Source organism: Agromyces binzhouensis (genome assembly GCF_004135055.1).
Lineage (GTDB): Bacteria > Actinomycetota > Actinomycetes > Actinomycetales > Microbacteriaceae > Agromyces > Agromyces binzhouensis.
Window position 1 is genome coordinate 1 of record NZ_SDPL01000066.1, and the last position, 10,919, is coordinate 10,919.

A 10,919-nucleotide genomic window follows, 5' to 3' on the forward strand; every position below is an offset into this window, starting at 1 on the left:
CGCCGAGCGTGCGCACGCCGCCGGCGGCGGCCCCGGCGCCTGCGCTGCTCGCCTCGGGGGTCGTCGGCTCGGCCGGATCGGGCACGGCCGAGCCGACGGAGATCGCGGCGGGGTCGTCCGCGACCGGGTCGCCGGCGGGGGAACCGGGGACCGGGCCGTCCTCGGCGAGGGAACCGGGGACGAAGGTGTCGACGATCGGGGTCTCGACGACGGGGGGCACCGGCTCGGCCGGATCGGGCACGGTCGAGTCGGACGAGGTGGGGTCGGGTGTCGCTGGGGCGGTGAACGTCGACCGGGCGGTCCCGGGCCGGGTCGCCCCCAGCGGCACGGCCTCGAGCTCGGGCTCGGGCAGGTCGAGTCCGGCGCGCACGGCGGCGAGCGCCGCCCTGCGACGTTCGTCGGAGTCGGCGCTTCCGGGAGGCTGCGTCAGGTCGAAGTCGCGCGCGGCATCCGGCTCGGGGGCTCGGTACGTGGATCGACGGTGGGCAGGCAGGAGGAGGTTTCGTGGCACGAGGCGTGTGGGTGTTCCGTGTCGGCATTTCGGGGGACACCGCAGTCCATCATGCGATCTTGTGAGGATCCCTCGCGCGCACTGGGAGGACCGTGAGAGCGCGATCATGCGCGCCGTCGCGCGCCTGACTCACGCGGCCCGGCTGCGGCGCGCGCGTCGCGCCATCGCGACCCCGGCGAGGACCAGCGGCACGAGCACCACCATCGCCACGAGGTTCACGCCCGCGAAGCCGGCGAGTCCGAGCACGACGCCCGAGAGAGCCGCGGATGCGGCCGCGGCGACGTTCATCGCGGCATCCGTCGCCCCCTGCAGCGCCACCCGCGATGCCGGTTCGACCGTCGTCGTGAGCAGCGTCGAGCCGCCGATGAGCGCCGCGGACCAGCCGAGGCCGAGCAGCCCGAGCGCGACCGGGATCAGCACCATGGAGTCCCCGGGGGCGAAGATGCCGATGAGCGTCGCGGCGAGCAGGATCGCACCGCCCAGGGCGATCACGCGCGGCGCGCCGATCCGATCGACGAGCCACCCCATGAGAGGGCTCGCCGCGTACATGCCCAGGATGTGGATGCTGATGACGACGCCGACCATGGCGATCGGCACGCCGTGGCCGGTCATGTGCACCGGCGTCATGACCATCACGCCCACCATCACGGTGTGCGCGCACACGATGGCGAGGATCGCGAGCCGGCCGCGCGCGTCGCGGAAGGCCGCGCGGAACGCCGGCCACGACCCGACCCGCTCGCTCGACCCCGAGGAGGTCCCGTCGGCGACGAGGCGGCCGGCCCGCGGCAGCCGCAGCACGGCCGCGGCGATGAGCGTCGCGATCGCGAACACCGCACCGGAGAGCACGAACGGCCCGACGAGCGCGGGAAGCCCGGCGGCCTGGCCGAGATCGTCACCGGTCGACGAGAGCAGCGGGCCAGCCACCGACCCGATGGTCGTCGCCCAGAGCACGAGCGACATCGACCGCGCCTCGAACCCGGGCGCGGCGACCTCGGTCGCCGCGAAGCGCGCCTGGAGGCCCGCCGCGGTGCCCGCGCCGAACGCGGCGAGGCCCAGGAACACGACCGGCACCATGCCCGTCGACGCGGCCACGACGATGAGCACCGCGCCGACCGCCGAGGACGCGTATCCCATCGCGAGGGCGACGTGCCGGCCGGATCGCACCGCCAGCCTGGCGAGCGGGATCGCCGCGATCGCCGCGCCGAGCACGCTGGCCGATTGCGAGAGGCCGCCCAGGGCGGGGACGCCCGTCAGGTCGGAGACGAGGATCGCCGCGAGCGCCATGCCGGTCGCGACGCCGATGCCCGCGAGGAGCTGGTTGACGATCAGGAGGCCGAGTTGGAGCCCGGCCCGGCGCGGCGCCGACTCGGTCGGCGGCATCCGCCCGGCTGCACCCGCCTCCTCGACCCCGGACGAGGAGGCGGCGGGCGTCTCCGCCCCGGATGCGCCATCGATCGCGTCAGCCATAGTTCGGTGCCGCCGGAAGGCCGAAGAACTCCTCGAGCGTGGTCACGCCCTTCTCGTGCATCTCGTTCGAGAGGTCGGTGCCGATGTAGCGGAAGTGCCACGGCTCGTACTGGTAGCCGGTGACCTCGACCTTGTCGGCCGGGTAGCGCAGCAGGAAGCCGAAGCGGTGCGCGTTGTCGCGGAGCCACTGCCCCTCGGGGGTGTCGCCGAAGCAGACGGCGAGGGAGCAGTTGCCCGACTCCGGGCCGATGTCGATCGTCAGCCCGGTCTGGTGCTCGCTGAATCCCGGGCGCGCGGTGAGCTCGTCGTCGTTGTCGTAGATCCGCTCCTGGGCCTCGTACGACCGGTACGCGCTGTTGGAGGCGAGCGAGAGGCCCGCCTCGGCGGAGGCGGCCTGGAACATCTCGACCACCGCGTCGGCCGCCTCAGCACGCATGAGGGGCTCCCACGTGTGCGGGACCGGCACGACGACGAGGTCGGACGGTTCGTAGTCCATCGGGTTCAGCGGGCGGAGCTTGTCCACGACGACCCAGATGCTGTCCGGATCGTCGATCGAGTGCGCGTTCCTGTCGAAGGTGTCGACCGGCGTCGGCGTCGCCGTCGCCGTCGGCGCGGGGCGCGGTGTCGCCGTGGGCGTCGGCGACGGCGTCGCCGTCGGGCCCGCGGAGTCGGCGGACGGGGCGAACGCCACGATCGCCCACACGGCGACGGCAGCGACCAGGACCATTCCGATGAGCGCAGCGATCAGGCGGTTGCGACGGACGCGCGGGGACGGTCCGGTTCCGGACGACGTCACCCGGCGAGCCTCCAGTAGTAGACCTCGGCGCCGGGGTGCTCCTCGGTGATGGCGACGTCGACGTCGCGGTAGGCGCTGTCCTTCGTGTGGCCGGCGAACGCGATGCGCACCTCGCCGTCGCCGCGCTCGATGCGCGTCACGATCCCGGTGTGATCGCGGTCGCCCGAGCGGTCCCAGTCGAACTGGACGATGTCGCCGAGCCGGACCTGGTCGCGGTCGCCGTCGTCGAGCGGAGTCGCGAGTTCGGGGTGCGCGGAGAGCCAGGCGTGCATCGCGGTCGAGCTGCGCCACGATGCGGTCGACGAGTACGGGTCACCGCCATGGTGCCATTCGTCGGTCTGCTCCCATCCGCGCGCGACCAGGGCCTGGCTGGCGAAGTTGACGCAGTCGTTGCCTTCCAGCACGCCCCACTCCTCGATGTTGTAGTCCGACCAGTATGCGAGGGCGTAGTCGAGTTGCGCCAGCACGGCGGGGTCGCTGGTCCGATCGGCGACGAGATCCGCGTCGGCCTCGGCGACGTCCGAGCCGGTGCCGTCGCCTTCGGCGTCGCCGTCGTCGCCGTCCTCGAAGTCGGGCTCCCCGCTCCGCGTCGGTGACGCCGAGTCGGCCGAGGCGACCTGCGGGGGCAGCGGCGGGACGCCGGCGCATCCGACGAGGCAGATCGTGCCCAGCGCGGTGACGCCGATGAGGGTCGCCACGGCGCGACGTCGAGGAGTTCGGGTACGTGGCACGGGATCACGTTAACCGCGACGCCTCGGAGGACGCCGGGAGCGGGCTGCGTGCGAGCGGTGGATCTGCGATGCGGCGATGCGGGGCGTCCGACTCCCCGATCGGCGGGTTCGATCACGCCGCGGTCACGATCGCGGAACTGTGAGAGCGCTCTCTTGACAGATCGAGGGGTGACTGCCTAGCATCGTGAATCGCATCGTGAGAGCGCTCTCACCGGAGAACGACTGCGCTCGAGCGACGCGCCCGCAATCCGTTTCCACGCACACAAGGGAGTGACCGTGATGCTTTCACGACGCACCAAGGCGATCGCCGCCCTCGCAGGCGCCGCATCGTTCGCCCTCATCGCCACCGGCTGCGCCGCGAGCGATGACAGCGCATCCGACGACGGCGGCCCGATCGAGCTGACCGTCGCCACGTTCAACAACTTCGGCTACACCGATGAGCTCCTCCAGGAGTACATGGACGAGCACCCGGACGTGACGATCGTCCACAACGTCGCCGCCGAGTCCGGCGACGCCCGCGCCAACTACTTCCAGAAGCTCGGCAAGGGCGGCCTGGCCGACGTCGAGGCGGTCGAGATCGACTGGTTCGCCGAAGCCATGCAGTACTCCGACCTGCTCGCCGAGGCGCCCGACAGCGTCAAGGGCCGCTGGCTCGACTGGAAGGAGGCCGCCGCGACGGACGCCGACGGCCGCCTGATCGGCTTCGGCACCGACATCGGCCCGCAGGGCATCTGCTACCGCTCCGACCTGTTCGAGGCCGCGGGCCTGCCGAGCGACCGCGAGGGCGTCGCCGACCTCTTCGACGGCGACTGGGAGCACTTCCTCGACGTGGCGGACCAGTACCGCGAGGCGACCGGCAAGCCCATGATCGACTCGGCGAACTCGGTGCTCCAGGGCATCGTGAACCAGATCGAGTACACGTACACGGAGCCGGACGGCACCGTGATCGCCACCGAGAACCCCGAGATCGCGGACGCGTACCAGCTCGTCACCGAGCGCGCCATCCCGAACTCGGCGTACTCGGGCCAGTGGTCGGACGACTGGTTCGCCTCGATGGCGAACGGCGAGTTCGCCACCATGCTCTGCCCCGGCTGGATGCTCGGCGTGATCTCCGGCAGCGCCGCGGATGTCGAGGGCTGGGACGTCGCCGACGTCTTCCCGAACGGCGGCGGCAACTGGGGCGGGTCGTACCTGACCGTCCCCGCCGACGGCGAGAACGTCGAGGCCGCCCTCGAGCTCGCGGACTGGCTGACCAGCCCCGAGACGCAGATGAAGGCCTTCGCGAACGCGGGCACCTTCCCGAGCCAGCTCGACGCCCTCGAGAGCGATGAGCTCGCGAGCGCGACCAACGAGTACTTCAACGACGCGCCGAGCGGTGAGATCCTCTCGAACCGCGCCGCAGCCGTGTCGGTCGCCCCCTACAAGGACGCCGACTACTTCAAGTACCACGACGCGCTCCAGAACGCGGTCAACCGCGTGTTCGACGGTGCCGAGGACCAGCAGTCCTCGTGGAACACCTGGGTCGCCGAGGTCGAGGCCTTCTAGGCCGACACGGTGGTGCGGGTCGGCCCCGGCCGGCCCGCACCACCCACCCCGACGCATCCATCCACCGATTCGGAGCCATCGTGACCACGACGCAAACGCGCCCCCCGGCGTCGGCGACTGAGCCGGCCGCCGCCCCGCCCGCCGGCCGCCCGGTCCGGGTGCTCGGATTCCGCCAGAACCTCAGCCGGTGGGACCTCAAGCTCTCGCCGTACCTCTACATCTCGCCGTTCTTCATCATGTTCGCGGTCGTGGGACTCTTCCCGATCGGCTACACGGCGGTCATCTCGCTCATGGACTGGGACCTGGTCCGCAACTCCGGCGAGTTCATCGGCTTCGGCCAGTACGTCTGGATCCTGCAGAACCCGCAGTTCTGGACGGCGCTGCGCAACACCTTCAGCATCTTCCTGCTCTCGAGCGTGCCGCAGCTCATCGTCGCGATCTTCATCGCCGCGATGCTCGACCGCAACATCCGCGGCAAGACGTTCTGGCGCATGAGCGTGCTCGTGCCCTTCGTCATGGCGCCGGTCGCGGTCGCCCTGATCTTCAGCAACATGTTCGGCGACGTCCACGGGCTCGTGAACGGCATCCTCACCGACATCGGCCTCCCCGCCGTCCCGTGGCACAAGGACCCCTTCTGGAGCCACGTCGCCATCGCGACGATGGTCAACTTCCGCTGGACGGGCTACAACACCCTGATCCTCCTCGCAGCGATGCAGGCGATCCCGCGCGACTACTACGAGGCGGCCACCGTCGACGGCGCCGGCGCCTTCCGGCAGTTCACGAGCATCACGCTCCCCTCGCTCAAGGCGACGCTGATCTTCGTCATCATCACCTCGACCATCGGCGGCCTGCAGATCTTCGACGAGCCGCGCATGTTCGACAACACCGGCGAGGGCGGCCCCGCCCAGCAGTGGCTCACCATCACGCTGTTCCTCTACAACATCGGCTGGGGCGAGTGGAACTTCGGCCGGGCCGCGGCGCTCGCGTGGATCCTCTTCCTCATCATCATCCTCATCGGCCTGATCAACCTCGCCGTGACGCGGACCCTCGTCCGCGACGAGGGCATCCGCGCCCCGAAGGCGCGCAAGAAGCAGAAGGGAGTGCGCGCATGAGCTCCCTCAACTCCCCCGCCGCACTGTCCATCGTCGAGTCGAGCATCCCGGACACGCCGCGGCGCAGGCACAACCGGACGACCCGGATCAAGGGCCGCCGGGCGGGCTTCTGGGTGTACGCCGGCCTCGTCGTCGTCCTCATCGGGTCGGTGTTCCCCTTCTACTGGTCGTTCCTGATCGGTTCGGGCGACTCGACCACGATCAACGACCCGGACTTCTCCTGGTTGCCCGGAGGCAACTTCATCGCCAACGCGACCACCGTGGTGACCGACCCGGCCGTGAACTTCTGGCCGGCCCTGTGGAACTCGATCTACAGCTCGGCGCTGATCGCCGCAGCCGTCGTCGTCACCTCGACGCTCGCGGGCTGGGCCTTCGCCAAGCTGCACTTCCGAGGATCGAAGCCCCTGCTCGTGTTCGTGGTCGCCACGATGGCCGTTCCGATGCAGCTCGGCGTCGTGCCGCTCTACATCCTGTTCGCCGACCTCGGCTGGACCGGTCAGATCGGCGCGATCATCATCCCGGCGATCACCAGCGCGTTCGGCGTGTTCTGGATGACGCAGTACCTCCGCCAGTCGGTGCCCGACGAGCTCATCGAGGCCGCACGCGTCGACGGCGCATCCATGATCCGCACGTTCTGGACGATCGGCGTCGTCGCCGCCCGCCCGGCCGCCGCGATGCTCGGCCTCTTCACCTTCGTCACGGCCTGGAACAACTTCTTCTGGCCGTTCATCGTGCTCGACCGCAGCGACCCGACGCTGCCCGTCGCCCTGTCGCTGCTGCAGTCGAACCACTTCGTGGACTACTCGATCGTGCTCGCGGGCGTGCTGCTGTCGACCATTCCCCTCCTCCTGCTGTTCGTCGTCGCCGGCAAGCAGCTCGTCTCAGGAATCATGCAAGGAGCCGTCAAGGGATGACCACGATCCAGCCCATCACCGCCACGACGCCGGATGCCGCGGCCGCCGGCGCACCGTCGGCCGTGCGTCGCTTCCCGGAGGGCTTCCTCCTCGGCGCTGCCGCCGCCGCCTACCAGATCGAGGGCGCCGCCCACGAGGACGGTCGCACGGACTCGATCTGGGACGCCTTCAGCCGCGTGCCCGGAGCCGTCATCAACGCCGACAACGGCGACGTGGCGTGCGACCACTACCACCGCTACCGCGACGACGTCGCGCTCATGCGCGAGCTCGGCCTCGACACCTACCGGTTCTCGACGTCGTGGGCGCGCGTGCACCCCGACGGCGGGCTCGTCAACCCGAAGGGCGTCGACTTCTACTCGCGCCTCGTCGACGAGCTCCTCGAGCAGGGCATCCTGCCCTGGCTCACCCTCTACCACTGGGACCTGCCGCAGGCCCTCGAGGAGCAGGGCGGCTGGGCGAACCGCGACACCGCGTTCCGGTTCCGCGACTACGCGCTCACGATGCACGACGCCCTCGGCGACCGCGTGAAGGTGTGGACCACACTCAACGAGCCGTGGTGCTCGTCGTTCCTCAGCTACACCGGCGGTGCGCACGCCCCGGGTCGGCAGGACGTCGATGCCGGCCTCCGCGCGGCGCACCACCTCATGCTCGGCCACGGGCTCGCGGTCCAGGCGCTGCGGGAGCGCGACGCGTCGCTCGAGCTCGGCATCACGCTGAACCTCACGGTCGCGAAGCCCGTCGACCCGTCGCACCCCGGCGACCTCGACGCGGCCCGCCGCATCGACGGGCAGTTCAACCGGGTGTTCCTCGACCCGATCTTCCGCGGCCACTACGCCGGGGACCTGCTCGCGGACGTCGGCCACCTCGGCCTGCGCGACGCCGTCCGGCCGGGCGACCTCGAGATCATCTCGGCGCCGATCGACGCGCTCGGCGTGAACTACTACCACGGCGAGTACGTCAGCGACCGGCCGGCGGCGCAGCCGCTCGAGGGGCAGGCCCCCACCGATCGGCCGACCCGGTCGCCGTTCCCCGCCGCCGACGGCGTGCACTTCCACTCGCAGGGCCTGCCGAGGACGGTGATGGGCTGGGAGGTCCAGCCCGACGGCCTGCGCGAACTGCTCGGACGCGTGCACCGCGAGTACACGGGGCCGGCGGGAGTGCGCCTGTTCGTCACCGAGAACGGCGCCGCCTACGACGACGAGGTCGCCGAGGACGGCGCGGTGCACGACGTGGAGCGCACCGACTTCCTGCTCGCGCACCTCGACTCGATCCTCGACGCGATCGAGGAGGGCACTCCGGTGCACGGCTACTTCTACTGGTCGATCCTCGACAACTTCGAGTGGGCCTGGGGGTACGACAAGCGGTTCGGCATCGTCCGCGTCGACTACGACACCCAGGAGCGCACGATCAAGGACAGCGGGCTCGCCTACCAGCGGGTCATCCGCGACCGCGGCCTGCCCGCGGAATCGGCCCGCTGACCGGACCCGGACGAGCCGCACCGGACCCGCCGCCCAGACCCTCACGGAAATAGACTGACGAGCATGACGGGGATGATCGGAGCCGGAGCGCGGTCGGCTGCGCCGACCCTGGAGATGGTCGCGCGCGAGGCCAACGTGTCGCGCGCGACGGTCAGCCGCGTCGTCAACGGCTCGCCCAAGGTCTCCCCCGAGGTCGTCCGGGTCGTCAACGCCGCCATCGCGAAGCTCAACTACGTCCCGAACCGCGCGGCGCGATCGCTCGCGAGCCGCACGTCCGGGGCGATCGCGCTGGTCGTGCCGGAGGACACCACGCGGTTCTTCGGCGACCCGTACTTCGCCTCGATCGTGCAGGGCATCACCCGGCGGCTCGACGACAGCGAGTACCTGCTGAACCTGCTGCTGTCCACGAGCGACCCGGCGCGCAAGACCGTGCGCTACCTCCGCTCGGGGGTCGTCGACGGCGCCCTCGTCGTGTCGCACCACGAGGGCGACCACCAGCTCCACGAGGCCGCCCACCAGATGCCGATGGTCTTCGGCGGCCGTCCGCCGAACATCACCGAGTCCGACATCTTCGTCGACGTCGACAACCTCGAGGGCGGCATGACCGCGACCGAGCGCCTGCTCGCGATCGGCCGGCGGCGCATCGGCACGATCACCGGTCCGCTCGACATGCCGGCCGCCGTCGACCGGCTCGAGGGCTTCCGCCGCTCGATGGAGACCGCCGGCCTGCCCGCGGACGCCGTCGAGGTCGCCGACTTCACGGTCGCCGGAGCGGTCTCCGCGACCCGTCGCCTGCTCGATCGGGTCCCCGACCTCGATGCCGTCTTCGTCGCGAGCGACCTCATGGCCACCGGCGCGCTCGCCGTGCTGCGCGAGCGCGGACGGCACGTGCCCGAGGACGTCGCCGTGGTCGGCTACGACGACAGCCCCGCCGCCACGTCGTCGGCGATCCCGCTGACGACGGTCTACCAGCCGTCCGAGGAGATGGGCTACATGATGGCCGACCTGCTCGTGCGCCTGCTCGCCGGCGAGGACGTGCCGCACCGCAACATCATGCCGACGCGCCTGGTGCGCCGGCAGTCGGCCTAGGGCCCGCGGAACGTCAGGCGTCGAAGCGGATGCCCGCGGCATCCGCGAACCGGCGGCGCATGACCTCGATCGCGTCGGCGTGCTCGTCGATGAGCACGAACCGTCGACCGAGCGAGCGAGCGACCGCGCCCGTCGTGCCCGAACCGGCGAACGCGTCGAGCACCCAGTCGCCCGGCCGGCTCGACGCCTGCACGATGCGGCGCAGCACGCCCTCGGGCTTCTGCGTCGGGTAGCCGGTCTTCTCGCGGCCCGTCGGTGAGACGATCGTGTGCCACCAGACATCCGTCGGCAGCTTGCCCCGCGCCGCCTTCTCGGGCGTGACGAGCCCGGGGGCCATGTAGGGCTCGCGGTCGACCGCCTCGGAATCGAAGAAGTACGACGCGGGGTCCTTCACGTAGACGAGGATCGTGTCGTGCTTGGTCGGCCAGCGCCGCTTCGACTTCCCGCCGTAGTCATAGGCCCAGATGAGCTCGTTGAGGAAGCACTCGCGGCCGAACAGCGCGTCGAGCAGCACCTTCGCGTAGTGCGCCTCGCGGTAGTCGAGGTGCAGGTAGAGCGTGCCGTCGTCGGCGAGCAGCCGCCACGCCTCGACGAGCCGCGGCTCGAGGAAGCCCCAGTAGTCGTCGAACCGGTCGTCGTAGCGCAGCAGGTCGCCGCGGATCCGCTCGTAGCGATTGCCGGCGAAGCCGGTGATCGAGAGCCGTCGGGTCGGCACCGGGTCGGCCTGCGACACCGGCGGGGCGGATGCCTCGGCCGCCGCATCCGCCCCGCCCCGCCGCACGTGGCGCAGCGACTGCCGCGCCTGCGACCGCCCCGTGTTGAACGGCGGGTCGAGGTAGACGAGCGTGAACCGGCCGTCGGGGAACGCCCGCAGCACGTCGAGGTTGTCGGCGTGGATGACGCGGTCGGGTTCGTCGGCGGACACCGCTCAAGTCTGCCAGCGCTCCCCATGGGCCGGGTCAGTGCGCGTGCACGTGTCGGTCCCGTGCGGGCGCTGCAGCAACCGGGTCGTCGCCGACGGCGCCGTCCGCCTCCGACAGCGCGCCCGCCGAGTGCGCGAGCCTGCCTCCGACGATCGTGAGTTCGGCGTGTTCGCGGAGCAGGCCCGACGGATCGTGCGCATGGTCGTACAGGTCTCCGGACCACACCACGAGGTCGGCGTCCGTGCCGGGCGCCAGGCGACCGCGTGACGACTCGAGGTGCCAGGCGCGCGCGCCGCCGACCGTGTAGGCCTCCAGCGCGCGGTCGAGGCCCACGCGCTCGGGCGCCGTCCAGG

General features: G+C 71.1%; 10 protein-coding genes and 1 pseudogene. 5 read left to right on the forward strand and 6 right to left on the reverse strand.

All coding sequences use genetic code 11. From position 1 onward, the window contains the following. From ESO86_RS05535 to ESO86_RS05550, 4 genes and pseudogenes are all read right to left on the reverse strand, one after another. A pseudogene (locus ESO86_RS05535) lies at nt 1-511 on the reverse strand (hypothetical protein); the annotation flags it as partial. Nucleotides 512-640: 129 nt separating this feature from the next. Beyond that, on the reverse strand, nt 641-1,978 hold the full coding sequence (locus ESO86_RS05540) for an MFS transporter (RefSeq protein WP_129233928.1): 1,338 nt from the start codon (nt 1,976-1,978) through the stop codon (nt 641-643). After that, nucleotides 1,971-2,705 (reverse strand): M15 family metallopeptidase, encoded by a 735-nt coding sequence (locus tag ESO86_RS05545; RefSeq protein ID WP_129233939.1) that lies wholly within the window; start codon nt 2,703-2,705, stop codon nt 1,971-1,973. Before ESO86_RS05545 ends, ESO86_RS05540 begins: the two co-directional genes overlap by 8 nt. 65 nt (nt 2,706-2,770) lie before the next feature. Next, nucleotides 2,771-3,472: an amidase domain-containing protein gene (locus ESO86_RS05550; protein WP_129233930.1), complete on the reverse strand. Its 702-nt coding sequence runs from the start codon at nt 3,470-3,472 to the stop codon at nt 2,771-2,773. 312 nt (nt 3,473-3,784) lie between these two features. Here ESO86_RS05550 and ESO86_RS05555 point away from each other — a divergent pair, with 312 nt between their 5' ends. The 5 genes from ESO86_RS05555 (at nt 3,785) to ESO86_RS05575 (ending at nt 9,643) form a co-directional block, all read left to right on the forward strand. Next, the gene (locus ESO86_RS05555; RefSeq protein ID WP_129233940.1) at nt 3,785-5,050 is read left to right on the forward strand and encodes an ABC transporter substrate-binding protein; all 1,266 of its coding nucleotides are present in this window, start codon (nt 3,785-3,787) and stop codon (nt 5,048-5,050) included. Nucleotides 5,051-5,130: 80 nt separating this feature from the next. After that, nucleotides 5,131-6,162, forward strand: a complete 1,032-nt coding sequence (locus ESO86_RS05560; RefSeq protein ID WP_129233932.1) for a carbohydrate ABC transporter permease — start codon at nt 5,131-5,133, stop codon at nt 6,160-6,162. Then, nucleotides 6,159-7,076 carry a carbohydrate ABC transporter permease gene (locus tag ESO86_RS05565; protein WP_129233933.1) on the forward strand — a complete coding sequence of 306 codons (918 nt, stop codon included), beginning with the start codon at nt 6,159-6,161 and terminating at the stop codon, nt 7,074-7,076. Before ESO86_RS05560 ends, ESO86_RS05565 begins: the two co-directional genes overlap by 4 nt. Then, the gene (locus ESO86_RS05570) at nt 7,073-8,554 is read left to right on the forward strand and encodes a GH1 family beta-glucosidase (protein ID WP_129233935.1); all 1,482 of its coding nucleotides are present in this window, start codon (nt 7,073-7,075) and stop codon (nt 8,552-8,554) included. Before ESO86_RS05565 ends, ESO86_RS05570 begins: the two co-directional genes overlap by 4 nt. A 63-nt stretch (nt 8,555-8,617) precedes the next feature. Then, on the forward strand, nt 8,618-9,643 hold the full coding sequence (locus tag ESO86_RS05575; protein ID WP_242492221.1) for a LacI family DNA-binding transcriptional regulator: 1,026 nt from the start codon (nt 8,618-8,620) through the stop codon (nt 9,641-9,643). Nucleotides 9,644-9,656: 13 nt separating this feature from the next. Here the strand turns inward: ESO86_RS05575 and ESO86_RS05580 are convergent, their stop codons facing one another. After that, entirely contained in the window at nt 9,657-10,568 is a 912-nt protein-coding gene (locus tag ESO86_RS05580; protein ID WP_129233937.1) for a DNA-methyltransferase, read from the reverse strand. Nucleotides 10,569-10,602: 34 nt separating this feature from the next. Next, nucleotides 10,603-10,919 (reverse strand): amidohydrolase family protein (locus tag ESO86_RS05585; RefSeq protein ID WP_165307356.1); only part of this gene is annotated, 317 nt, incomplete at its 5' end.